The 23289-nt window shown below is 63.1% G+C and carries 23 protein-coding genes and 1 tRNA gene; 16 read left to right on the top strand and 8 right to left on the bottom strand.

Features of this window, described 5'->3' with window-relative positions; genetic code table 11:
- Positions 1-55: 55 nt before the first annotated feature.
- On the bottom strand, positions 56-1051 hold the full coding sequence (gene galE / locus FJW03_RS28545; protein ID WP_140766401.1) for a UDP-glucose 4-epimerase GalE: 996 nt from the start codon (positions 1049-1051) through the stop codon (positions 56-58).
- Positions 1052-1331: 280 nt separating this feature from the next.
- Here galE and hemA point away from each other — a divergent pair, with 280 nt between their 5' ends.
- Together hemA and FJW03_RS28535 are read left to right on the top strand one after the other, a co-directional pair.
- Positions 1332-2609, top strand: a complete 1278-nt coding sequence (hemA, locus tag FJW03_RS28540; RefSeq protein ID WP_140766402.1) for a 5-aminolevulinate synthase — start codon at positions 1332-1334, stop codon at positions 2607-2609.
- Between the two features lie 310 nt (positions 2610-2919).
- Positions 2920-3870, top strand: a complete 951-nt coding sequence (locus FJW03_RS28535; RefSeq protein WP_140613602.1) for an IS481 family transposase — start codon at positions 2920-2922, stop codon at positions 3868-3870.
- Positions 3871-3947: 77 nt separating this feature from the next.
- On the opposite strand, the gene FJW03_RS28530 is transcribed toward FJW03_RS28535, so the two are convergent.
- Together FJW03_RS28530 and mscL are read right to left on the bottom strand one after the other, a co-directional pair.
- Positions 3948-5114: a pyridoxal phosphate-dependent aminotransferase gene (locus tag FJW03_RS28530; RefSeq protein WP_140765398.1), complete on the bottom strand. Its 1167-nt coding sequence runs from the start codon at positions 5112-5114 to the stop codon at positions 3948-3950.
- Positions 5115-5219: 105 nt separating this feature from the next.
- A complete protein-coding gene (gene mscL, locus FJW03_RS28525; RefSeq protein ID WP_140613288.1) occupies positions 5220-5642 on the bottom strand; it encodes a large conductance mechanosensitive channel protein MscL in 423 nt (140 codons plus the stop codon).
- Positions 5643-5884: 242 nt separating this feature from the next.
- On the opposite strand from mscL, the gene FJW03_RS28520 reads away from it, so the two are divergent.
- Positions 5885-9370, top strand: coding sequence for a PAS domain-containing hybrid sensor histidine kinase/response regulator (locus FJW03_RS28520; RefSeq protein WP_181173279.1), 3486 nt, complete (start codon positions 5885-5887; stop codon positions 9368-9370).
- Between the two features lie 35 nt (positions 9371-9405).
- Here the strand turns inward: FJW03_RS28520 and FJW03_RS28515 are convergent, their stop codons facing one another.
- On the bottom strand, positions 9406-10065 hold the full coding sequence (locus tag FJW03_RS28515; RefSeq protein ID WP_140613302.1) for a response regulator transcription factor: 660 nt from the start codon (positions 10063-10065) through the stop codon (positions 9406-9408).
- A 126-nt stretch (positions 10066-10191) separates the two neighbouring features.
- Entirely contained in the window at positions 10192-10626 is a 435-nt protein-coding gene (locus tag FJW03_RS28510) for a hypothetical protein (RefSeq protein ID WP_140765402.1), read from the bottom strand.
- 108 nt (positions 10627-10734) lie between these two features.
- Here FJW03_RS28510 and FJW03_RS28505 point away from each other — a divergent pair, with 108 nt between their 5' ends.
- Positions 10735-11085 carry a DUF952 domain-containing protein gene (locus FJW03_RS28505; protein WP_140765404.1) on the top strand — a complete coding sequence of 117 codons (351 nt, stop codon included), beginning with the start codon at positions 10735-10737 and terminating at the stop codon, positions 11083-11085.
- Positions 11082-12161: a quinone-dependent dihydroorotate dehydrogenase gene (locus FJW03_RS28500; protein WP_140765406.1), complete on the top strand. Its 1080-nt coding sequence runs from the start codon at positions 11082-11084 to the stop codon at positions 12159-12161. Before FJW03_RS28505 ends, FJW03_RS28500 begins: the two co-directional genes overlap by 4 nt.
- On the opposite strand, the gene FJW03_RS28495 is transcribed toward FJW03_RS28500, so the two are convergent.
- Complete coding sequence (locus FJW03_RS28495; RefSeq protein ID WP_140765408.1) at positions 12154-13494, bottom strand: MATE family efflux transporter; 1341 nt, start codon at positions 13492-13494, stop codon at positions 12154-12156. The two genes, FJW03_RS28500 and FJW03_RS28495, sit on opposite strands and share 8 nt — an antisense overlap.
- Before the next feature lie 132 nt (positions 13495-13626).
- Between FJW03_RS28495 and FJW03_RS28490 the strand changes: the two genes are divergently transcribed.
- Entirely contained in the window at positions 13627-14529 is a 903-nt protein-coding gene (locus FJW03_RS28490; RefSeq protein ID WP_140765410.1) for a histone deacetylase, read from the top strand.
- 9 nt (positions 14530-14538) lie between these two features.
- Here FJW03_RS28490 and FJW03_RS28485 read toward each other — a convergent pair whose 3' ends face one another.
- Positions 14539-14802 (bottom strand): DUF6460 domain-containing protein, encoded by a 264-nt coding sequence (locus FJW03_RS28485; protein ID WP_140765412.1) that lies wholly within the window; start codon positions 14800-14802, stop codon positions 14539-14541.
- A gap of 546 nt (positions 14803-15348) precedes the next feature.
- Between FJW03_RS28485 and FJW03_RS28480 the strand changes: the two genes are divergently transcribed.
- The 8 genes from FJW03_RS28480 to FJW03_RS28445 all read left to right on the top strand — a co-directional run bounded on the left by FJW03_RS28480 (position 15349) and on the right by FJW03_RS28445 (position 21932).
- The gene (locus FJW03_RS28480; RefSeq protein ID WP_140765414.1) at positions 15349-15921 is read left to right on the top strand and encodes an outer membrane protein; all 573 of its coding nucleotides are present in this window, start codon (positions 15349-15351) and stop codon (positions 15919-15921) included.
- Positions 15922-16109: 188 nt separating this feature from the next.
- Positions 16110-16490 (top strand): hypothetical protein, encoded by a 381-nt coding sequence (locus FJW03_RS28475; protein WP_246678565.1) that lies wholly within the window; start codon positions 16110-16112, stop codon positions 16488-16490.
- 46 nt (positions 16491-16536) lie between these two features.
- Positions 16537-17139: a response regulator transcription factor gene (locus FJW03_RS28470; protein WP_140765416.1), complete on the top strand. Its 603-nt coding sequence runs from the start codon at positions 16537-16539 to the stop codon at positions 17137-17139.
- Positions 17136-18566 (top strand): sensor histidine kinase, encoded by a 1431-nt coding sequence (locus FJW03_RS28465; protein WP_140613299.1) that lies wholly within the window; start codon positions 17136-17138, stop codon positions 18564-18566. The genes FJW03_RS28470 and FJW03_RS28465 overlap by 4 nt, the downstream gene beginning before the upstream one ends.
- A gap of 110 nt (positions 18567-18676) precedes the next feature.
- Positions 18677-19702 carry a glycosyltransferase family 2 protein gene (locus tag FJW03_RS28460; RefSeq protein ID WP_210240602.1) on the top strand — a complete coding sequence of 342 codons (1026 nt, stop codon included), beginning with the start codon at positions 18677-18679 and terminating at the stop codon, positions 19700-19702.
- Positions 19703-19776: 74 nt separating this feature from the next.
- The gene (locus FJW03_RS28455) at positions 19777-20172 is read left to right on the top strand and encodes a GtrA family protein (RefSeq protein WP_226890487.1); all 396 of its coding nucleotides are present in this window, start codon (positions 19777-19779) and stop codon (positions 20170-20172) included.
- Complete coding sequence (locus FJW03_RS28450; protein ID WP_140691524.1) at positions 20169-21662, top strand: hypothetical protein; 1494 nt, start codon at positions 20169-20171, stop codon at positions 21660-21662. The genes FJW03_RS28455 and FJW03_RS28450 overlap by 4 nt, the downstream gene beginning before the upstream one ends.
- Before the next feature lie 196 nt (positions 21663-21858).
- Positions 21859-21932 (top strand) — tRNA-Gly (locus FJW03_RS28445).
- Between the two features lie 72 nt (positions 21933-22004).
- On the opposite strand, the gene FJW03_RS30440 is transcribed toward FJW03_RS28445, so the two are convergent.
- Positions 22005-22325 carry a tyrosine-type recombinase/integrase gene (locus FJW03_RS30440; RefSeq protein WP_246673183.1) on the bottom strand — a complete coding sequence of 107 codons (321 nt, stop codon included), beginning with the start codon at positions 22323-22325 and terminating at the stop codon, positions 22005-22007.
- A 25-nt stretch (positions 22326-22350) separates the two neighbouring features.
- Between FJW03_RS30440 and FJW03_RS30435 the strand changes: the two genes are divergently transcribed.
- A complete protein-coding gene (locus FJW03_RS30435; protein ID WP_226890485.1) occupies positions 22351-22788 on the top strand; it encodes a hypothetical protein in 438 nt (145 codons plus the stop codon).
- Positions 22789-22802: 14 nt separating this feature from the next.
- The gene (locus FJW03_RS28430) at positions 22803-23126 is read left to right on the top strand and encodes a hypothetical protein (protein ID WP_226890484.1); all 324 of its coding nucleotides are present in this window, start codon (positions 22803-22805) and stop codon (positions 23124-23126) included.
- Positions 23127-23289 lie beyond the last annotated feature (163 nt).

The following is a 23289-nucleotide window of genomic DNA, read 5'->3' as shown; positions in this document are numbered from 1 at the left end:
CGCAAAATCATCAGGTGTGCGGCGTCCTTGGCGCGTCCAAAAGGAGGGCTGTGGTTCAGCCCCGCGCGGAGTTCTTGCCGGTCAGGATGCGTTCCCAGGCGAGCGCATCCTTGACGATCTGGTCGAGATCATCGCGTTGCGGCGTCCAGCCGAGTTCCGCGCGGGCAAGATCCGAATTGGCGACCACGGCAGCGGCGTCGCCGGGACGCCGGTCGCCCATTCTCACCTCGAAATCCCGGCCGAAGGCGCGGCGCGCGCTGTCGATCACCTCGAGCACCGAATAGCCATGGCTGTAGCCGCAATTGGCAACGAGGCTTTGTCCCCCGGCGCGCAGCCGCTGCAGGGCCAGCCGGTGCGCGGCGGCCAGATCGCTGACATGGATATAGTCGCGCATGCAGGTGCCGTCAGGCGTCGGATAATCGGTGCCGAAGACCTGCATGAACGGACGCTTGCCGAGCGCGGTTTCGCAAGCGACCTTGATGAGGTGGGTGGCGCCAGGGGTAGACTGGCCGGTGCGGCCCTTCGGGTCGGCGCCGGCAACGTTGAAGTAGCGCAGCGCGGTATAGCGCAGGCCGTGCGCCTGGCCAGCATCGCGCAGCATCCATTCGCTCATCAGCTTGGACAGACCATAGGGCGATTCCGGCGCCAGGCGGGCATCCTCGCGCACCGGTTCCAGCCCGGCGCCGCCATAGACGGCGGCTGTCGAGGAAAAGATGAAATTCGGCACGCCTTCGCGCACGGCGGTCTCGATCAGCGTGCGTGTCTTGCAGGTGTTGTTCTCGTAATAAGCGAGCGGATCGGCGACGGATTCGGGGACCACGATCGAGCCGGCGAAATGGATGATCGCGTCGACCTTGTTGTCCCGGATGATCGAGCCTACCAATTCCCTGTCGGCGACATCACCGACGACCAGCTTTGCTTCTGGCGCAACCGCCCATTCGAAGCCGGTGGAAAGCCGGTCGAGAACGACCACGCTCTCGCCGGCATCCAGCAATTCCCAGACCATGTGGCTGCCGATGTAGCCGGCACCACCTGTCACCAAAACCGTCATCCCAAGTCCTCGCTTACCCAAGATTTATCGGAAACTGTCTCAAACACCGCCTTACTGGAAAGCCTGCCGGATGGCCATTAGAACCCTTGGTAACCGGCGTTCACTTGATGTGGCATCGTGCTGAAACAAACGTGATCCACAGAGCGTATCGTGAATGGAGAATAGGCCACGATCCGCCCTCGTTAGGAACAGGTGCGGGGCGTGGCATTTTGACCAAAATGGCCCGGTGGACGACCAATCGGCCAATGATTATGATCCCGCGCAAAATTGGGAAGTCGACATGAATTACCAGCGGTTCTTCGAAGAAGCGATCGACCAACTCCATGCCGAGCGTCGCTACCGCGTCTTCGCCGACCTCGAGCGTATCGCGGGCAAGTTTCCGCGCGCCATCTGGCGCTCCAACGGCCGCGCCGAGGAAATCACCGTCTGGTGTTCCAATGACTATCTCGGTATGGGCCAGCACGCCGACGTCATCGCCGCGTTCCAGAACGCGGCCGGCAAGATGGGCTCGGGCGCCGGCGGCACCCGCAACATTTCGGGCACCTCCAACCCGCTGGTCGAGCTCGAGCATGAGCTTGCCGACCTGCACGGCAAGGAAGCGGCCCTGGTATTCACCTCCGGCTTCGTCTCCAACGAAGCGTCGATCTCGACCATCGCGCGGCTCTTGCCCAATTGCCTGATCATCTCGGACGAGTTGAACCATGCCTCGATGATCGAGGGCGTGCGGCGCTCGGGCGCCGAGAAGAAGATCTTCCGCCACAATGACGTCGCGCATCTGGAAAGCCTACTGCAGGCGGCGGGGCGCGAACGCGCCAAGCTGATCGTCTTCGAAAGCGTCTATTCGATGGATGGCGACATCGCGCCGATCAGAGAGATCGTCGAGCTCGCCGAGCGCTACAACGCCATGACCTATATCGACGAGGTCCATGCCGTGGGCATGTACGGCCCACGCGGCGGCGGCATCACCGAGCGCGAGGGGCTGGCCGATCGCATCGACGTCATCGAAGGCACGCTCGCCAAGGCGTTCGGCACGCTGGGCGGCTACATCACCGGCACCAGTGCCGTCATCGACGCGGTGCGCTCCTATGCGCCGGGCTTCATCTTCACCACGGCGCTGCCGCCGGCGATCGCCGCCGCGGCCACCACCTCGATCCGCCATCTCAAGCAATCGCAGACCGAGCGCGAGGCCCAGCAGCAGCAGGCGAGCCGCACCAAGCAGATCCTGTCGGCCGCCGGCCTGCCGGTGATGGACTCTCCGACCCACATCGTGCCGCTGCTGGTAGGCGATCCGGAGCTGTGCAAGATGGCCAGCGACCGCCTGCTCGGCGTCCACGGCCTCTACATCCAGCCAATCAACTATCCGACCGTGCCGCGCGGCACGGAGCGGCTACGCATCACGCCAACGCCGTTCCATTCGGACGCGCTGATCGCCGAACTGCAGGACGCGCTGGTCGAGACCTGGGATGCACTCGGCATTCCCTACGGCTCGGCGGGACGGCCCTCGGTCGCCAAAAGCGACCGCATCATTCCGCTGCTGGTGCCCAAGTCGGGCGGCTGAAAGCCGTCATCCAGAAAGTGCCGTGGTTCTGCAATGCTGCGTCGCTTGCAAGTCACGGAATGGATCCTAGGGTTTCCGCTACGTCGCTTCGCTCCTGCTCCACCCTAGGATGACGAAGACCGGGGTGTTTTTTGGCCAAATCGCGGAAGCAGCAGATTGGCCTCGTAAACCTTGGCGACTGGCCGCAAGCTACTCGTCCCTTCGTCATCCTAGCGCGTAGCAAGGAGCGAAGCGACGCGGCGCAGACCCTAGGGTGTTTGATCCCGAGCTTTAATGGTGCGATATTTTCTTCCGACTGGAAGGATGCGTTATGGGACAAGTTCTGCACGGCCGCGCCACGACGACAGAGGCAATCCGTCGAGCAATACAAAATAGTCAAGAGAGCCTGAGGGCGCTGGCCAGGCGCTACGGGATCGATCAGAAGACGGTTCGAAAGTGGAAGAACCGAACCTCGACCGCCGATCTTCCGACAGGCCCCAAGGACCCGAAGTCGACGGTGTTGTCTGTGGAGGAAGAGGCGGCCATCGTCGCCTTTCGCAAGCACACGCTGCTGCCACTGGATGATTGTCTCTATGCCCTTCAGCCGACGATCCCGCATCTGACACGCTCGTCCTTGCATCGTTGCCTTCAACGCCATGGTATTTCGCGATTGCCGCAGGTGGATGGTGACAAGCCGGCCAAGAAAAAGTTTCAGGCCTATCCGATCGGCTATTTCCATATCGATATCGCCGATGTGCAGACCGCCGAGGGCAAGCTGCGTCTCTTCGTTGCCGTCGACCGGACGTCCAAGTTCGCCTATGCGCAGCTACACGCGACGGCGGACAAGATGACGATGGTCCAGTTCCTGCGAGATCTGATCGCGGCCGTGCCCTATGCCATCCACACCATTTTGACCGACAACGGCATCCAGTTCACCAACCGAAGCTGCGACCGCCATGCCCCCCGGCATATCTTCGATGATGTCTGCGCCGACCATGGCATCGAGCACCGGCTCACCAAGATCAACCATCCCTGGACCAACGGCCAGGTCGAGCGGATGAACCGAACCATCAAGGACGCGACCGTCAAGTGCTTCCACTATGACGATCACGATCAGCTGCGCCGACACCTCGCCGACTTCATCTCAGCCTACAATTTCGCACGCAGGCTCAAGACCCTCAAAGGCCTCACGCCTTATGAGTTCATCTGCAAAATCTGGAAAAAAGAGCCCGAACGGTTCAGACTCGACCCGGTCCATCAAATGCCGGGACTAAACACCTAGGATCCATGCCGGGACATCAACTGGAGAATGTCACGGTCCAAGCTGCTGGCGCACGCTGACCGGCCATCCCAACCGACTCAGCCTATTTTCATCCATTTCGCCAGCCGGTGCGCCGCTTCCTCGACCTGGTCGAGGCGGCGGTGGAAGCATAGGCGCAGGAACGCTTCCCCGCCGGGACCGAAAGCCGTGCCAGGCGCCAGGCCGACATTGGCCTTGTCGACGATTTCGAAAGCCGCACTGCGCGAATCCGTGATGCCGTCGACCGTGAAGAACAGGTAGAAAGCGCCTTGCGGCACGGTAAACCGGGCTCGGCCGGTAACGCCGAGGATGCCGCAGACCAGATCGCGCGCCTTCCTCGCCCGCTCGACCTGTTCGGCAACGAAATCATCGCCCTCGTCGAGCGCGGCGATCGCGCCGCGCTGCATGAACTGGGCAACGCCCGAGTTCGAATACTGGATCAGGTTCTCGAACACTTGCTGCAGGCTCGGATGCGTCTTGATCCAGCCGACGCGCCAGCCGGTCATCGCCCAATTCTTGGAGAAGGAATTGACGAACAGGATGCGGTCCTCCGCCGTCGCGATGTCGAGGAAGGACGGCGCGCGGCCGGGGCCGTAGTGGAACAGTGAATAGATCTCGTCGGCGATGATCCACACGTTCTTCGCACGGGCGAGATCGAGGATCGCCCGCAAGGTCTCGTGATCAGCGGTCCAGCCGGTCGGGTTCGACGGCGTGTTGATGAAAAGCGCCTTGGTGCGCGGCGTGATCGCCGCTGCCACCTTCTCGACGTCGCAGGACCAGCCATTGCCGGAATGATCGAGCGTGACCGCCACCGGAACGGCTCCCGATATTGCCGCGGCGGCGTCGAAATTCGGCCAGGCCGGCGACAGATAGATCACCTCGTCGCCGGCGCCGGCGAGTGCCGCGAGCGCCAGCTGGATGGCATGCATGCCGGAGCCGGTGACGATGAATTGCTCCTCGGGGAACGTCTTGGCGAAATGCCTGGCGTAGTACCGGGCAAGCGCTTGCCTGAGATCGGGAATGCCCCTCTGCCAGGTGTAGAACGTCTCGCCGCCGGCCAGTGCCTTCGACGCGGCATCGGTGATGAAGGCCGGCGTCGGCAGGTCGCCCTCACCGGCCCAAAGCGGAATCAGGCCGTCGCGCAGCCGGCCGTAGTTGACGACGGCGACAATACCGCTTTCCGGCGCCGCACGGGCTTCGGCGCGCAAGGTCTCGATCAGGCTCATAACAGGTCCGCTTTCTCTCCGGGTCTGCCGCTCTTTACCAGATGCGAAAACAGAAAACCCCGGCCGCGAGCGACCGGGGTTTTGGTCCAGAACGAACTGACCCGTTTATCGCCTGGCGAGCAGGTCTCGGATTTCGATCAGAAGCTGCACATCGGCGGGTGGAGGCGCTGCCGCGGGCGCGGGCTTCTCGGCCTCAAGCCGCCTGCGCAGATTGTTCACCGCCTTGACCATCAGGAAGATGATGAAGGCGAGGATGATGAAGTTCAGCACCACCGTAATGAAGCTGCCATACGCAAAAACGGCGCCCTGCTTTTTGGCGTCCGCCAGTGAGGTGGCGTTGACGGCCGAGGAAAGCCCGATGAAATAGTTGTTGAAGTCCAGTCCGCCGAAAATCGCTCCGACGATCGGCATGATGATGTCGTTGACGAGAGAATCGACGATCTTGCCAAAGGCCGCGCCGATGATGACGCCGACGGCCAAGTCCATCACGTTACCCTTGGAGATGAATTCCTGGAATTCTTTCAGCATTCGACCCTCCTTGTCATGACCGGCCGCGCTGCCGCCTCACCAATGTCCTTCGGCGCCGGCCCGAGCTCACAATAACAAAAACCCCCGGTTGCAAAACCGGAAAAGGGGTGAAAGCACCGCTTTGTTTTTACCCAACGTCACCAGATACCGATGCGCCGAAAGCCGCGATGGACTCGGCTTCCAAGCTGTGGTTGCGTGCAGGAGGGCCGGGCGTCAAACCGGCCAGGGAGGAATTGCGAGCCGTGCAGGGCTTGTTCATCGTCATCATCGCGATCGCCTATGTGACGCTGCTGTTTGCCATCGCCAGCCTGGGCGACCGGCGCTCGGCCATCTCCGGGCCGGGGCGGGCGCGGCCTTTCATCTACGCGCTCAGCCTCGCCATCTACTGCACATCCTGGACCTTCTTCGGCTCGGTCGGCCTTTCCTCCGAGCGCGGCCTCGAATTCCTCGGCATCTACACCGGCCCGGTGCTGGTGTTCGTGTTCGGTTTCCCGTTGCTCAATCGCATCGTGCGGCTGGCCAAGACCGAGAAGATCACCTCGATCGCCGACTTCCTCGGCGCGCGCTACGGCAAGAGTTTTGCCGTAGCTGCGATCGCCACGCTGATCGCCACCATAGGCGCGGTGCCGTACATCGCCCTGCAGCTGAAGGCGATCTCCGGCACGGTCAGCCTGATGGTCGAGCACTATACGGGCTCGCCGCCCTCCTTCGATCCGTTCGTCAGCGACATCTCGCTGGTCGTCGCCATGCTCCTGGCGCTGTTTGCGGTGCTGTTCGGCACCCGCCATGCCGACGCCACGGAACACCAGGACGGGCTGGTGCTGGCGGTGGCGGTCGAAACCGTGGTCAAGCTCGCCGCCTTCCTGGCGATCGGCCTCATGGTCACCTTCCTGATCTTCGGCGGCCCGGGCGACATGTTCGCAAAGCTCGCTGAGAACGCACATGTCCGCCAGGCCATGGGCTACAACACCTCGCTCGCCACCTGGCTGGTGCTGACGGGGCTGAGCGGCTTCGCCATCATTCTCTTGCCACGGCAGTTCTACGTCACCATTGTCGAGAACCGCGGTGAGGCCGAATTGCGCACCGCGACCTGGGTGTTTCCGCTCTACCTCGTGGCGATCAACCTGTTCGTGCTGCCGATCGCCTTCACCGGCCTGTCGCTGGTCGGCACCGGCACCAGCAGCGATCTCTACGTGCTGTCGCTGCCCCTGTTCAGCGGCCATGACGTGCTCGCCATGGCGGCCTTTATCGGCGGGCTGTCGGCGGCAACCGCCATGGTGATCGTCGAAAGCGTGGCGCTGTCGATCATGATCTCCAACGACCTCGTCATTCCGCTGTTCGTGCGCCGCCTGCTTAAGAGCTCGACCTCGGAGAACGAAGACTGGTCGACGCTGATCCTCAACGTGCGGCGCGGAGCGATCTTCATCCTCCTGTTCATCGCCTTCCTCTACTACCGCGAGAGCACCAACAGCGCGCGCCTGTCGTCGATCGGCCTGATGTCGTTCGCGGCCATCGCGCAATTCGCGCCGGCGTTGATCGGCGGGCTGGCCTGGCGCGGCGCCAATGGCCGCGGCGCGGCGCTCGGCATGGTCGCCGGCATCCTCGTCTGGGGCTATACGCTGCTTTTGCCTTCGTTCGCCGCGCCCGATGCCGACATTATCATGCATGGGTTGTTCGGCTTCGATGCGCTGCGGCCACAGGCCCTGTTCGGCACCATCGCTGAGCCGCTGAACCATGGAGTCTTGTGGAGCCTGTCGATCAACGCGCTGTTCTTCGTGCTCGGCTCGCTGTCACGGGCGTCGGTGCCGCTGGAGCGCATCCAGGCCTCCATCTTCGTGCCGAGGGATGCCGGCCCGATGCCCAGCCTGCGCCGCTTCCGCACCGCCATAACCGTCAACGACCTCAAGGACACGATCGCGCGCTATCTCGGCGTCGAGCGCACCGAGCGCTCCTTCCAGTCGTTCGAGAAGAACACCGGCACCTCGCTGCACGGCAAGGAGCAAGCGAGCATGGACGTCATCCGCTTTTCGGAGCAGCTTTTGGCCAGTGCCGTCGGCTCCTCCTCGGCGCGGCTGATCCTGTCGCTGCTCTTCCGCCGCCACGATCGCGAATCCCGCGATGCCTTCCGCCTGCTCGACGACGCGACCGAAGCGCTGCAGCACAACCGCGACCTGTTGCAGATCGCGCTCGACCAGATGGAACAAGGCATCACCGTCTTCGACCGGGATTTCCGGCTCATCTGCTGGAATCGCCAGTACCGGGCGCTGTTCGACCTGCCCGACGAGATGGGGCAGGTCGGCGTCTCGCTCGACCAGATCCTGCGCCATTTGGCCGAGCGCGGCGATATTCCCGCCGACCAGCGTGTGACGATGCTCAACCGGCTGACCAGTTTCGTCAGCCCCTGGCAGATGGAGCTGAAGACCAGCGGCCGCATCTTGGAACTGCGGTCCAACCCGATGCCGGATGGCGGCATCGTCGCCACCTATGCCGACATTTCCGGACGCGTCGAGCAAGACCTGGCGCTGAAGCGCGCCAATGAATCGCTGGAACAGCGGGTGAAGACCCGCACCATCGAACTGACCCGCGTCAACGAGGAACTGGCGCAGGCGCAGATGCTGGCCGAGGAGGCCAATCTCGGCAAGACGCGCTTCCTCGCCGCCGCCGGTCACGACATTCTGCAGCCGCTGAACGCCGCCCGGCTCTATTGTTCATCGCTGATCGAGAAGGCCGGCAAGGGGCCGGCCGGCAAGGCGGCGGTCAACATCGAATCCTCGCTGGAATCGGTCGAGACTATTTTGGGTGCCGTGCTCGACATCTCGCGTCTCGACGCCGGCGCGATGAAGCCGGATGACACCGCCTTCAGCCTCGATGGATTGCTGCGCCAGATCGGCAATGATTTTCGGCCAATGGCGGCCGAGAAAAAGCTCGGGCTGACGATCATGCCGTCGTCTCTGACGGTGATGACCGATCGCAACCTGTTGCGCCGCCTGATCCAGAATCTCGTCTCCAATGCGATAAAGTACACGCGCCACGGCCGCATCCTGGTCGGCGTGCGGCGGCGCGGCGAGCTGGCCGAGATCCAGGTGATCGACACCGGCATCGGCATCGCCGGCGACAAGCTGAACACTGTCTTCCATGAGTTCACGCGGTTGGACGAAGGGGCGCGCGAAGCCGAAGGCCTTGGCCTCGGCCTCTCCATTGTCGACCGCATCGCCCGGGTGCTCAGGCTCGAAATCCGCATTTTCTCCAACCCGGGCAAAGGCACGCGTTTTTCCGTCATCCTGCCGGTGGCGGCTTTGGCGGCGCCCAGGCGGGAGACCGAGAAAGCACCAGCGCGCACGGCGTCCTCGCTTGCCGGGCTCGCAGTGCTTTGCATCGACAACGACGCGCGTATCCTCGACGGCATGCGGTTGCTGCTCGAAGGCTGGGGGTGCAGCGTCGATACCGCCTCCGGGTCTGGGGATCTCCTGCGGCCTGGCGCGCGCAGGCCCGACATCGTGCTTGCCGACTATCATCTGGACGGTGCGACCGGGCTCGACGCGATCAGGACCCTGCGCGCGGCTTACGGCCAGGATCTGGCGTGCGTGCTGGTCACCGCCGACCGTTCCAACGAGGTGCGCGCCGCGGCAAGCGAGCTCGACGTGCCGGTGATCAACAAGCCTCTGAAGCCGGCGGTGCTGCGCTCGATGATGGCCAGGGTCAGGCCGCTGGCGCCGGCTGCCGAATAAGGCATCGTGTCTCTTGATGCGACGACAAGAGCGGATCAGCCGCTCGCCTGCAGCGGGTCGCTGCCGATCTTGGACAGGAGGATCACCGCCTGGGTGCGGCTGTCGACACCGAGCTTCTGCAGGATGGCCGAGACATGCGCCTTGATGGTGGCCTCGGAGACGCCGAGTTCGTAGGCGATCTGCTTGTTGAGCAGGCCTTCCGCCAGCATCCCAAGCACGCGTGTCTGCTGCGGCGTCAGCGCCTGCAGCCGCTTGATCAGGTCCGATATTTCGGGATCGCGCTCGACGCCGAGATCGACGCCAACCGGCGCGGCGATGTCGCCGGCAAGCACCGTCTGCACAGCGCCGCGGATCTCCTCCATGCTGGCCGACTTGGAGATGAAACCGGACGCGCCAAGATCGAGCGCGCGCCTGATGGTCGCCGGATCGTCATGCGCCGACACCACCACCAACGGTACCCCTGGATGCACGCCGCGCAGCGAAATCAGGCCGGAGAGGCCGCTGGCGCCGGGCATCGAAAGGTCGAGCAGCACCAGATCGACATCTTCATTGGCCACGACCAGCGCCTTGGCGCTTTCGAAATCGCCAGCCTCGTGGATGGCGGCGACATTGCCGATGCCGGCAAGCGCCTCGCGCAGCGCACCGCGAAACAGCGGGTGATCGTCGGCGATGACGAACGTGTAGCCTGACGGCAAATATTCCTCCCCGAATCCCATCGATCATTTCAAGGCTTTTCGGGATCAGTCGGACGATTATGAGGGGCCGCGCGCCGTTTTCAAGCGGCAAAACCAGCGCGCCGCACTTTCTCTTGCCTTTGGCGCTCAGGTCTTCTGCGAGTTGGGCTGGACGCCGTCGCCGCTGTCCTTGTCCATATCCTTGACGATACCCATGAAGCCCTTCAGGAAGCGCTCCATGTAGCTCATCGTCTTGTTGAAATCTTCCTCGCTGGGCAATTTCGATTCGAGACGGGCGGAGAGCGAATTCTCCAGCTTGGTGACGCGCTCGTCCATTGACTTCATCGATGTTTGCAGGCGGTCGACCTCGTCCTGGAAAGCGGCGCGTTCGTCGGCCGCCATCTTGCAGACGAGCTGGCCGGAGCGCTCCTCGCAGAGCGACATCGCACCGGTCTGCGTATCCATGCGGACATAGCCGTTGTCAGACTTCTCCAGCCGGTAGCGGTCGGTTTCTTCCGAATAAGCTGAGGCCGCGACCAGTGAAGCGAGCGCGGCGGGGATCAAGATGTGCTGCAGACGCATGTTGTCCTCCATGGCCAAAGCCTGAAATATCGCATGTTTGCGCCGGAAATGGGGAAGACCCCTTGGCGTGGTCTTCCCCGCATGACTGGTTCAGACTATAGCGCAACCATGTCACAGATTATCTACAAGATAATTCCGGAAGCGCCCTGGCGCGAGGCCGAAGCCAATGGCCGCTTCACCGGAGCGCCGATCGACATCGCGGACGGCTTCATCCACTTTTCGACGGCAGCGCAAGCCAGGGAAACGGCGGCCAAGCATTTCTCGGGCCAGACCGACCTTCTGCTGGTCGCCATCGACGGCTCCAGCCTGGGCGACGCCTTGAAATACGAGGTGTCGCGCGGCGGCGCCCTGTTTCCGCATCTCTATGGCGTGCTGGAACTGAGCGCCGTGCTGTGGGTCAAGCCGCTGCCGCTTGGTGCCGACGGCACCCACCAGTTCCCGGCGCTGGAGGAGCAATGAGCGTGCTCGACCGGTTTGGCCAGAAGCTGCTGTTCACCTTCGATCCGGAAACCGCGCATGGCCTGTCGATCGCGGCGCTGCGCTGCGGCCTGCCGGTCGCCGGGCGGCCGATACAAGACGAGCGGCTGAAGGTCGGGCTTTGCGGTCTCGATTTCCCGAACCCGCTCGGTATGGCCGCCGGCTACGACAAGAACGCCGAGGTGCCCGACGCGCTGCTTGGGCTCGGCTTCGGCTTCGCCGAGGTCGGCACGGTCACGCCTTTGCCGCAGGCCGGCAACCCGAAGCCGCGCATCTTCCGGCTGACGGCGGATGAAGCCGTGATCAATCGGCTGGGCTTCAACAATGAAGGCCATGCGGCGGCCGAGAAGCGCCTTGCCGCGCGCAAGGGGCGCCCTGGCATCGTCGGCGTCAACATCGGCGCCAACAAGGACAGTAGCGACCGTATCGGCGATTATGAGCGCGGCGTTTCCCGCTTCGCTGCCTATGCCAGCTATCTCACGGTCAACATCTCGTCGCCGAACACGCCGGGCCTGCGCAACATGCAGGCGCGCGAGCAACTGGGCGAGTTGCTGTCCCGGGTCATGGCCGCGCGTGCCGCGGCATCCGCGCAGCCACCCGTTTTCCTGAAAATCGCGCCGGATCTGATCGAGGCCGAACTGGAGGATATCGCCGCCGAAGTCGCCGGGAATCGGGTCGACGGCGTCATCGTCTCCAACACCACCATTTCGCGGCCGCCGCTGCGCAGCCGCGACACTGCACGCGAGACCGGTGGGCTTTCGGGCAGGCCATTGTTCGATCGATCGACCATCGCGCTGGCAAAAATGCGCAAATTGCTCGGGCCGGACATGGCCATTATCGGCGTTGGCGGCATCGATTCCGCCGATACGGCACTGGAAAAAATCCGCGCAGGGGCCGATCTCGTCCAGCTCTACACTGGCATGATCTATGCCGGACCGGCGCTGCCGGGCCGGATCGTCGCCGGGATGGCGCGATTTGCCGAGACCGAGCGGCTGAAGTGCATTCGCGACTTGCGCGACAGCCATCTCGATCAATGGGCATCGAAGCCGCTCAGCTGAAGGCCGTCCGCACCCGGAGCCGCAGAATTGTCAGCAGGCTGAAGCCGCGCGCCAGCAGAAACACGTGCAATGCCGCCCAAAGGCCGTGATTGCCGAAGGCAGGCGCCAGCGTGAGCAGCGCGACGGCAAAAACGAGGAACGACAGCAGCATCATATTGCGCATGTCGCGTGACCAGGTCGCGCCAATGAAAACGCCGTCCATCTGGAACGCCAGCACACCGCTCAGAGCGGTGAACGCCGCCCAGGGCAGATAGATGTCGGCCACGGCGCGGACCTCCTGCGACGTCGTGACGATGGCGACCAGCTTGGTGCCGGCCAGGAGCAGCACCAGCGTCGCGGCACCGGCCAACCCAAGGCCCCAGAGCAAGGTCAGCCGCACCGCCTGCCGGAAGGGCCGTTCGGCACGCGCGCCGACGGCTCGGCCGGCGAGCTGTTCGGCGGCGGTGGCGAAGCCGTCGAGGAAATAGCCGGCGACGAGGAAGAAATTCATCAGGACCGCATTGGCGGCGAGCGTCACCGTGCCGAACTGCGCGCCCTGGCGGGTGAACAGCGCAAAAGCCGCAAGCAGAGAGAAGGAGCGGATCATGATGTCGCGGTTGAGCGACATCATGCGCAGGAAGGCGGCCATGTCGAGCAGCCGATGGCGTGGCAGGGGCGGCGTGGCGCGGAAGCGTCTGACAACGATGACAAGACCCAGCAGCATGGCCAGGAATTCGCCGGTGACGGTCGCCCAGGCGACACCGGCGACGCCCCAGCCAAGCTCCAGGCCGAGCAGGAAGCAGAGTATGATGTTGATGCCGTTCAGCACCAGTTGCAGCACCAGCCCCAGCCCGCCCTCGCCGCGCCCCAGGACATAGCCGAGGATGGCGTAGTTGATCAGCGAGAAGGGGGCGGCGAGGAGCCTGATCCTGATGTAGATGCCCATCGCCTCGCTGACGCGCGGCCCGGCATCCATGAACCGCTGACCGCCGACGGCGAGCACTGGCGAAAGTGCCGCCAGCACGATACCGGCGACGACCGCGATGAGAACGGCGCGCCAGAACACCGCCTGCTCCTCGAGCGCATCGCCACGCCCGAACGCCTGAGCGACGAGGCCGGTGGTGCCGGAGCGCAGGAAGTTGAAGGAGGTGAAGACGACGTCGAAGACCAGCGCGCCCGCCGCAAGGCCGCCGAGCAAGGCGGCGTCGCCGAACTGGCCGACCACGGCCGTGTCGACCAGGCCGAGCATTGGCGTCGTCAGGTAGGCAAGCGTCATCGGCACCGCGATGGCGAGCACGGAACGGTTGGTGACGACAAAATATCTGGCGTCGGCCGGGGTTGCACCCTTGTCCAAGGGATCGCTGCCTTGCTGATTGCTGCTTGATCGGAGAGCCGATGTGCCCCATTTTCCGGCCACCGCGCAATCATTCTTCACGCGGCGGCCAACCGAAATCCCGCTCTGGCGCGAAGCCGCCGGTTCCCGTTCATGCCCCTGCAGATCGTCCACCACCCCGACTATGACGCCGGCTTTGCCGTCAATCATCGCTTTCCGATGAGCAAGTATCCCTTGCTGATGGAGGCCTTGCGGACCCGCGGTCTGGCCGGACCCAATGCGCTCAACACGGCGGAACCCGCGCCAGCGTCATGGCTGAAGCTTGCCCACGCGGCGGATTATGTCGACCAGGTCATCACCTGCTCTGTCCCGGAGAAGATCGAGCGCGAGATCGGCTTTCCGGTCGGCCCGCGCGTTTCGCTGCGCGCACAGCTTGCCACGGGCGGCACAGCACTTGCGGCGCGACTTGCCTTGCGCCACGGCATTGCCTGCAACACCGCCGGCGGCAGCCATCACGCACGGCGCGCGCAGGGCGCCGGCTTCTGCACCTTCAACGACGTCGCGGTCGCTTCGCTGATGCTGCTCGCAGAGGGTGCGGCACACAACATATTGGTCGTCGATCTCGACGTGCATCAAGGCGACGGCACGGCGGATATTCTGAGCGACGAGCCGCGCGTGTTCACCTTTTCCATGCATGGTGAGCGCAACTACCCCGCGCGCAAGATCGCTTCCGACCTCGACATCGCACTGCCCGACGGCACGGGCGATGCCGCCTATCTTGAAAGGCTGGCCACGATCCTGCCGGAGCTGTCGGCCAGAGCGCACTGGGACATCGTTTTCTACAACGCCGGCGTCGACGTCCATGCCGAGGACCGGCTTGGCCGGCTGGCACTTTCCAATGACGGACTTCGCGCCCGCGACGAGACCGTCATCAGTCATTTCCGCGCGCGCCGCATTCCGGTCTGCGGGGTGATCGGTGGCGGCTATTCCACGGATGTGCCGGCACTTGCCGCCCGCCACGCCCTCCTGTTCGAGGTCGCGTCGGGCTACGCCTGATCAGGAAAGCTATTTCCGGTAGTTGGCGATCCTGAGCAGGACGAAGGCCGGCACGACGATCGCGGCGCCGAGCATGATGTAGCCAAGGAAACGGTCCATGGCGTGGAAACCCAGATTCCACAGATCGATGAAGAACTTCTGGATGCCATAGAAGACATCCATCGGCGACCAGCCGAAGGCATTCATGACCAGTCCGACGAGAAACGACACCACCAGCAGCTTCAGGATCACCCTGAGCGGCGAGTCGCCGAGAATGCGTGTCAGTGCCGACAAGGCCGTCTCCCGATTGAGATGCCCGGACTCACGGGCACGGCCCAGAGATACGTGCTTGGCGGCCATCCATCAAGCTAGAGCGGTCCGTACGCGGGAAACGTGCCGCGGGAAGCCGTCACCGCTCGAGCATCCGAGCGGCGAACGAGCCGGAACGGTGCGGCCCTTCATCCGGATGATCGAGACTCAGGATTCAGAGGCTCCGCATTTCTTAAACATAGGTAAACAAGATTATTTTAATTTATTGAAAATAAAGCGCAAAATCATCATTTTCGAATGTGGCGCAATGTGCGTGCAATTTTCGCCTGCGAGATATCAGGCGTCTTTCAGGTGATGGACCGCGCGGCGCCCTGCCCCCCTACAACAGCCGGCGAAAGCCGGTCCCCAGAACCGCACGACCATCCCTGAAAGACACCAATCGGAGCATGGCCGCCCAACGGGCAGGCTCCCGGGAATTAACCTGCGTATCGATTTGTCGGATGCGCGTCTGTGTTGGAGTAATGCAGTGTCCTCTCGATCAAAGATCGTCCTGACGGCGGAACCCTCGCCTTGTGCCTTCTCGGACCGGCGATAGCCGCCGACCTCTCGCCTACCTACAACGATCCCCCCGCCTTCCAGTGGAGCGGCGCCTATGTCGGTGTCCATGGCGGTACGGCATTCACCAAGATGCCCAATCCGTTCGCCGACCGAAACGGCTTCAGCGGCGGCGTTCAGGCCGGCTACAACCAGCAGATGGGCCCCGCCGTTCTCGGCGCCGAGATCGAAGGCTCTTATCTCGGCGGTGCCGAACACAACGTCCAGGGCGGCAAGATCAAGGAGAAATGGCGTGGTGCGGCCAAGGCCAAGGCCGGCCTGAGCTTCGACCAGACGCTGCTGTTCGGAACCGGAGGCGTTGCGCTGACCAAATTCGACAAGGCTGACAATCTGAGCAGCAGCGACGGATGGAAGGTCGGCTATCTCGTCGGCGCCGGTATCGAGCAGGGCTTCGCCGGCGGCCTGTCGGCCAAGGTCGAGTACGACTATGTCCGCACTCCCGGCGTCGAGACGACATCGGCCCTTGGTGCGGCCAAGACCACGATCGGCAGTCATGAGTTGAAGGCCGGCATCAATTATCGGTTCTAGGAGGGTGCACATCGGATCGCGCGAAGCCCGCCGGGCGTCGCGCGATCGCGTGTTTCGATATGCGCCCGAGCCTTTGGACGACGGCTTTTCCGCAATAGACCCCGATCCGGCACTTCGCTGCAATGTCGATGTAATCTTCGCGATCTAGGTCCCGCGCGTGAAATTCACGATGGGAATCTGTTATGTCCATGCATGGAGCCGGCTACTTCCTACGAGCCCTGAAGATAGTGTCCATCGCAATCGCGCTCGCGGGCTGCGCCTCCGACATCATGAAGAACTATGTCGGGCAACCGGTCGAATCGGTCATTCTGGACTATGGTCCGCCAATAGCGGTCGTCGACCTCGGCCAGGGCGAGCGCGCCTATCAATGGCGCAAGGTGTCGACGAACGCGGTTTCCGGGACATCGAGCGGCGAGGTTCGCCACACAAAACACGGAACCGTCTATGAAGAGACCGAAACGCCCGGCTATATCGAGCGCCAGGAATGCTTCTACACATTCTACGCACGCGCTTCGGGCGGCCGCTGGTTCGTCACCAATTTCCGCCAGCCAAAGCTGGAATGCGAATGAATTGCCGCGGCGGATCCCGACCGGCCGTGGGTGAAGGAGAATACGTATGCGCGTCCTGCTGATCGAGGACGAACCGGAAATGGCCTCCGTGCTGAAGACCGCTCTCGAGCGTCTGGATATCATCGTCGACCATGCCGCGACATTGGCCGACGGCGAGGCGGTGGCTCGTCTTGGCTATCACGATGCGGTGGTGCTGGACCGCCGGCTGCCGGATGGCGACGGTCTCGGCCTGATCCCGCGTCTGCGTGCCTTGCACCTGGACGTGCCGGTGATCGCGCTGACGGCGATGAGCGGGCTGGACGACCGCGTCGCCGGGCTCGATGCCGGTGCCGACGATTACATGGTCAAGCCCTTCGCCACGGTGGAACTCGTTGCGCGGCTCCATGCGCTGCACCGGCGCTCGTTCACTTCGCGCGCCAACCAGACGATGGTCGGCCGCCTCATCTATGATTTCCGCCATCGCGAGGCGGGCCGAACCATCATGCGCGGCGCGCTCGAAGAGGCCGTCTACGCCCTGGACGACGAGATCGGCTCCAATGCGCTGGACGCGCATATTTCCCGGCTGCGCCGCAAGCTCGACGATGTCGCCGCCGGCATCGAGATCCGGGCGATCCGCAATCTCGGCTATCTCTTGCGGGCGGCCTCGTGAAGAAGGCGCGCGCGCGTTCGCTGCAATGGATCCTGGTCCGCCGGCTGATCCTGCTGCAGGCAGCGACGCTGCTTATCTTCATCGTGCTTTGCGCGGCAGCACTGTGGATCGCCAATCCGCGCCTGCTGATCGACAACGAGGCTGCCGTCGCGGCCGTCAAGGATGCCGTCGACCGGGACAAGAACGGCAGGCTGATCGTGCGTGAAACGGAAGAACTCACAGCGTTTCGCGAGAGTTTTCCAAATGTCTGGTACATCGTTCGCGGCGGCAGCGGCGAAAGCGTCCGCTCCGGCACCATACCGGACGTCTACACCCAGAACTTGGGCGATCTGCTTGGCGAGGCCGACCACGCCACGATCGGATTCTCCGACAAGGACATGCAGCCGGAAGCCTATTTGGAAAACGCTTCGACCAAGGCCGGCACGGTGCAGATCGTCGCCGCGACGCAGTCGTCGCGCCAGCAGACAGACGGCCTCGAAATCAACATCTCGGCCACCGTCGAAGTCGCGCGCAATCCGGATGGCAGCAGGAATTGGGAGCGCGCCCTGCCGGCGCTCGCGGTCGTCATCGCAATCCTGCTGTTGCCCGTCATCCTCGTCATGGGCGCGACGACACTGGTGACGACGCCGACCGTCGTGCGCCGCTCCTTTGCCGGCCTTGTCGACACCGTGCGCCAGGCCGCGCGCATCGATATCGGCACCCGGGCCATGCAACTTCCGGTCAAGCAGGTGCCGCAGGAGATCGCGCCGCTGGTGAACGCCTTCAACGAGGCTTTGGCCCGGCTCGCGCAGGGCTATGACCGGCACAACCGTTTCCTGACCGACGCCGCGCACGAATTGCGCACGCCGATCGCCATCCTGCGCACACGCGCCGAATTGCTGAAGCAGGAACCACAAAGCGTGCGCCTGCTGCATGACATCGAGCGCTTGTCGCACCTTGCTCAGCAACTGCTCGATCATCAATCGCTGGACCGCCCGTCCGACCAGCGCCAGATCGTCGATCTCGACGATCTCGTCAGCCGGGTCGCCGCCGATTTCGCCCCGCTCGCCATCGAGGCCGGCTATGACCTCGCCTTCGAGCCGTCGCCGAACAAGGCGCACGTCGAGGTCAACGTGCTGCAGATCGAGCGGGCGCTCGCCAACCTGGTGCGCAACGCCATCGAGCATGGCGGCGGTCGAGGCACGATCACGATAGCCATCGACGGGACCGGAGGCATCGAAGTGCGCGACGAGGGCCCGGGCATTCCCGACGAAGAACGCGAGAATGTCTTCGAGCCTTTTTATCGCTTGCAGCCGCAGTCGCGTGGGGCGGGGCTGGGACTGAACCTCGCCCGGCAGATCGCGCTGCTGCATGATGGAACGATCCGGATCCTGACGGGCTCATGGCGCGGCGCCCGCATCCGCATGGAGTTACCCGTCCGTTCGTAATGGCAGCCACGGACGGCGCAAGACGCGCAGTGTCGGTGGCCCATGTCGGGCTTATCTGTTTTCTAACCAATTGCCGTTATTGCCATTGCCATAGCGGGAGCCAGGCTTTGGTGGGAACGGGAAAAATCGGCGCGCGCCGCCCAGTCATGCTGTCGGTCGTCGTGCCATGTTACAACGAGCGCGACGGCGTGGCCGAGCTTCACCGGCGCGTCAGCGCCGTGTGTCTTGAGCATAGCCCTTCCTACGAGATCGTCCTTGTCATCGACGGGGCGACCGACGGCACCCGCGAGGCCATTTTCGAACTGGCCGAAAAGGACGACCATGTGGTTGCCATCGACCTGGCCCGCAACTACGGCCACCAGATCGCGCTCAGCGCGGGGCTTGAGTTCTGCCGCGGCCAGCGCATCCTCATTCTCGACGCCGACCTCCAGGATCCGCCTGAACTGCTCGGCGCGATGATGGCGAAGATGGATGAAGGCTTCGACGTCGTCTACGGCCAAAGGGTGAAGCGCGACGGCGAAAGCTGGTTCAAACTGGCTTCCGCCTCCATGTTCTATCGCCTGCTTGGTCGGATAGTCGATGTCGACATCGCACCGGACTCCGGCGACTTCCGGCTGATGAGCCGGCGTGCGCTCGACCATCTGAACGCGATGCCCGAACGTTACAGGTTCATTCGCGGCATGGTGAGTTGGATCGGGCTGAGGCAGGTCGCCTTCCCCTACGAACGGCACCGGCGCTTTGCCGGCACCACCCACTATCCGCTCAAGAAGATGGTTCTTCTGGCGGTCGACGCGATGACCAGCTTTTCGATCCTGCCTTTGCGGTTTGCCTCGCTGCTGGGGATGATGTTCGGCCTGCTCGGCCTCGTCGTGCTTGGCTATACGCTGCTGGAATGGTCCGTCGGCAATGTGCTGCCCGGCTGGACGAGCCTTGCCGCGATCATGCTGATCCTGGGCAGCGTCCAGCTCCTGGTGCTCGGCATCTTCGGCGAGTATCTCGGCCGCATGTACATGGAGACGAAGCGGCGGCCGCTCTACTTCGTCAACGAAATCGTTTCGCGCGACCAGCCGGCCAAGAACAGCGAACTGCCCGTCCACCGCCTGCAGGAGATGGCGAAACGAGCCGCGCGTGGCTGAGGCGAAGGTTCACCGGATGCAACGGGAACGGCATGGGCAGGATGCGGTCGGCTCTTCCGTCTGATCTCTCGCGGATGCTGCGCTTTGGCGCCGTCGGGCTTCTCAACACCGCGCTTGGATATACGCTCATCCTGACCGCGTTGGCGCTGGGGCTCGGCGACATCGTCTCCAATGCCACAGGCTATGCCGCGGGCCTCACCCTTGGCTTCTTCCTCAACCGTCGATGGACGTTCGGACGTGCCGGCGGTTTTCGCTCCGGCGCGGTCGTTCGGTACGCGATCACCTTCATTGTCGCCTATGGCGCCAATCTGGGAATCGTGATCGCCGCCATGTCCGCCGGTTTCATCGAAAACCCGTTCGTCCATCTGGCTGGCAACTGCCTCTACTCGGTCATCTGCTATCTCGGCTCGGCCCGTTTCGTCTTCGTCGCCGATGACCGGGACGCCCTGGCCGGAACGAATGCGACATGAACCGGGCCGCCACAATCATCACGGCCACTCCGTCGCTCGGGGACGAGCAACGCATCAGGCTGGTATTCTGTCTTCTCTGCGCCTGTGTCGTGGCCTATGTGCTGGCGGACTTTGCCGGCGCGATCCTGCAGGATCCAGATAATTGGTGGCACGTGAAGGTCGGCCTGGACTTCCTGGCGAGCCTGACGTTTCCGGCCGTCGACCCCTATTCCTATACTTTTGCAGGCCAGCCCTGGATCGCCAAGGAATGGCTGGGGCAGGTTCTTCTGGCCCTTGCCTACAGCGCGGGCGGTTGGAACGGCGTCGTCGCACTGATCATCGCCACGGTCGGCCTGACTGTCTTCCTGATGGGATGGTTCCTCAGCGCATGGCTGAAGCCGATACTGGCGGTAGCGCTGGCCTTCGTCGCGGCCTTCCTGATCGCCCCGATCTACACGGCACGCCCACACGTCTTCACCTTGCCGATCATCGTCGTCTGGGCGGCAATGCTGTTTCGTGCCGCGCAGGAAGAGCGAGCCCCGCCCCTGTGGTTGCTCGTGCTTGTCGTGTTGTGGGCTAACCTGCATGCCACGTTCACCCTGAGCTTCGTCATCGCCGCCTTTGCCGGGCTCGATCTCCTGGCACGCTCGGGCCTGTCGAAACCCGCCCTGCTGGCGAAATGGGCGGCTTTCGGCCTGCTCTGCCCGTTGGTCAGCCTGATGCATCCCTATGGCGTGAAGGCCATCCTGGCCACACTCACCGTGGCCTATGGCAACGAGGCGGTACCACTCATCCTGGAATGGCGGCCGTTCAACGCCCAAGAACAGCTCTTCCAGGAAGCGGTAATGCTGTTGGCGTTTTTCGGACTTCTGGTATCGAGGTTCCGGATCGGCTGGGCCAGGGCGCTGTTCATTATCTTCACCCTGCACGTCTATCTCGCCCATCTGCGATTTGTATATTTGCCCTTCCTGTTAATTCCGTTGGTAATCTCGGCCGAGATCGCACGGCAATATCCTGCGCTCTCGGCCACCACATGGCTGACGGAAAAGCGTGATGGGCTGGAGAAGATCTTCGCCGGCCGGTTCTATGCAATCTGCGGCGCGATGGCTGTCCTGGCGGTCGGCATCGTCTCGGTTCTCGGCAGCACATACCAGGTCGCGCCAAGCCCGACGACAGCGGCGAACGGCGCCCTCGCATTCGCCAGAGATCATCGCCTGTCGGGCAACGTATTGAATTCGTACAATTTCGGCGGCACGCTGATCTTCCACGGCATCAAGACCTACATTGACGGCAGGACGGACCAGCTGTTCCTCAACGGGTTCACGAAAACCGACGAGGCGACGGGGCACAGCGACGGAAAACCACTGCTCGAGACCCAGCTGAAGAAATACGCCATCGGCTGGGCGCTCCTCACAGCCGACGACACCCGCATCCCCTTCTTCGCGGAGTTGGGCTGGAAGCGCGCCTATGCGGACGACTATGCCGTGATCTACCTGCCTCCCGGCGCCTGATTTTACCGCGCCCGCGCGAACCTGTCCGGCGCGACGCTCGCCATTTCGAAATACCGGCCAAGCTTTGCCGCCAGCAACAAGGTCGCGAAGATAAAATAGGAATCGCAGGCCAGCGCCGACGAAACATGGGAGCATGCGTTTTGACGGCAGCTTTGCGATTGCCCGAAGGCCGAACCTCATGGTAACGAGGGCACGCGCGGGTATGATGTAATGGTAGCTTGTCAGCTTCCCAAGCTGAACGCGCGGGTTCGATTCCCGCTACCCGCTCCACCTTGCGCACAAAGATTTGAGCCTCTTGTCTGTCCGTGATCGAGGTGGCGGTTTTACAGGTAGTTTTACAGCCTATGTTCTCGATCTGGCCTCATTGAGCCTGCGGATCTTCTCCTTGAGCGCAGCGCCATGGCCAATGTAGCGACGAATGATCCGCTCAACGGTGTTCTCCTCCCATGCCATGATCTCGGCGATCTCGCGCGCGGTGAGACCGGCAAGGTAGAACTTTGTCGCGGCAGTGCCGCGCAAATCGTGGAAGTGCAGATTGCCGCCTTTCGGCCAGGCCTCCTCCTTGGCTCTGTCGAACGCGTTGGTGAGACTGCCCGGCGCCCAAGGCTCTTTCTTGCTGTGCGTCAGGATGACGGGAGTGCGCTTCGGTATGCGCGCGAGCACGTCACGCAATGCCTGGTAAAGCGGGATGATCGCCTCGCGGCGGCGGCCGCTCTTGCCGGCGGGGAATCACAATCGCATCCTCGCCGATGTGGGACCAGGACAGGCGCAGGAGATCCCCAGCGCGCAGGCCGGTATGGGCAGCCAGGTCGACGGCGTGCGCAATCTCGACCGAGCAGGTCTTCTTCAGATGCGCAATGTCGCCATCCGTCCAGATGATCTCGGAGCGATCATTGTCCGAATGGTTGTAAATCTGCTTGATCCCTTCGCATGGGTTGGAAGCGATCTTACCCAGCGGATTGACAGCGTAGGAGAGCAAGCGGGACAATACCTGCATGCCATAGTCCGCCGTCCGCGACTTCTCGGCATATTTGGCTCGCCATTGCCGAATGATCGGCCTGATCCTCTCAGGCCGATCGAACTGCGCGATCCGCAACTCGCCGAAATGGTCGGCGATGCGGTCTAGCCAGGGTCCGTGATTTGTATGAGCATTTTGCGAGGATCCATGAGGACGACAATCCGCAGTTTGCGGGGCGCCTCCTCGAGTCCGCCTCCCACTGGCCTCATATCGATGATTGCCCTCATATGCCGTTCGAACGTGATGGGAGCGGCAATATCCTCCCTGAATTCGATGACTGGGACGAACTGACCGACGAGGAAAAGCTCGTTCGCGGCAATGGGCTTGCCGCCATTGCGATCCTGGACCGATTGAGGTTCGATCTTGAAACGATGGACGACAAGTCGGCCGATGCTGACCGCATCACGTCGATCCGTCGCCTGCTTGCAGACCTGGCATTGGGATAACGTGCTCCGGGAAGCCCGCCTCAAAGCGGGCTTCCTGCTCAAGGCATCAGATCCTTCACGGCGCGGTGAACCTGCTCACACGCTCGGCCAAACCGGCGCCGGCGGCCGGATCGTCGCGGAGCCCAACTAGGGTCGGCAGGCTTGCACTATCGCCAATGCCGTT

This window comes from Mesorhizobium sp. B4-1-4 (assembly GCF_006439395.2).
Classification (GTDB): domain Bacteria; phylum Pseudomonadota; class Alphaproteobacteria; order Rhizobiales; family Rhizobiaceae; genus Mesorhizobium.
This window is presented reverse-complemented; position numbering and strand designations above follow the sequence as displayed.

Excerpts from the sequence above, each read along its gene's own strand:
- FJW03_RS28535 (WP_140613602.1), top strand. The coding sequence starts at position 2,920 with ATGGGACAAGTTCTGCACGGCCGCGCCACGACGACAGAGGCAATCCGT.
- FJW03_RS28455 (WP_226890487.1), top strand. The coding sequence starts at position 19,777 with ATGCTGCGCTTTGGCGCCGTCGGGCTTCTCAACACCGCGCTTGGATAT.
- mscL (WP_140613288.1), bottom strand. The coding sequence starts at position 5,642 with ATGCTGAAAGAATTCCAGGAATTCATCTCCAAGGGTAACGTGATGGAC.
- FJW03_RS30435 (WP_226890485.1), top strand. The coding sequence starts at position 22,351 with ATGATCGCCTCGCGGCGGCGGCCGCTCTTGCCGGCGGGGAATCACAAT.
- FJW03_RS28450 (WP_140691524.1), top strand. The coding sequence starts at position 20,169 with ATGAACCGGGCCGCCACAATCATCACGGCCACTCCGTCGCTCGGGGAC.
- FJW03_RS28505 (WP_140765404.1), top strand. The coding sequence starts at position 10,735 with ATGTCACAGATTATCTACAAGATAATTCCGGAAGCGCCCTGGCGCGAG.
- hemA (WP_140766402.1), top strand. The coding sequence starts at position 1,332 with ATGAATTACCAGCGGTTCTTCGAAGAAGCGATCGACCAACTCCATGCC.
- galE (WP_140766401.1), bottom strand. The coding sequence starts at position 1,051 with ATGACGGTTTTGGTGACAGGTGGTGCCGGCTACATCGGCAGCCACATG.
- FJW03_RS28475 (WP_246678565.1), top strand. The coding sequence starts at position 16,110 with ATGCATGGAGCCGGCTACTTCCTACGAGCCCTGAAGATAGTGTCCATC.
- FJW03_RS28510 (WP_140765402.1), bottom strand. The coding sequence starts at position 10,626 with ATGCGTCTGCAGCACATCTTGATCCCCGCCGCGCTCGCTTCACTGGTC.
- FJW03_RS28500 (WP_140765406.1), top strand. The coding sequence starts at position 11,082 with ATGAGCGTGCTCGACCGGTTTGGCCAGAAGCTGCTGTTCACCTTCGAT.
- FJW03_RS28470 (WP_140765416.1), top strand. The coding sequence starts at position 16,537 with ATGCGCGTCCTGCTGATCGAGGACGAACCGGAAATGGCCTCCGTGCTG.
- FJW03_RS28490 (WP_140765410.1), top strand. The coding sequence starts at position 13,627 with ATGCCCCTGCAGATCGTCCACCACCCCGACTATGACGCCGGCTTTGCC.
- FJW03_RS28530 (WP_140765398.1), bottom strand. The coding sequence starts at position 5,114 with ATGAGCCTGATCGAGACCTTGCGCGCCGAAGCCCGTGCGGCGCCGGAA.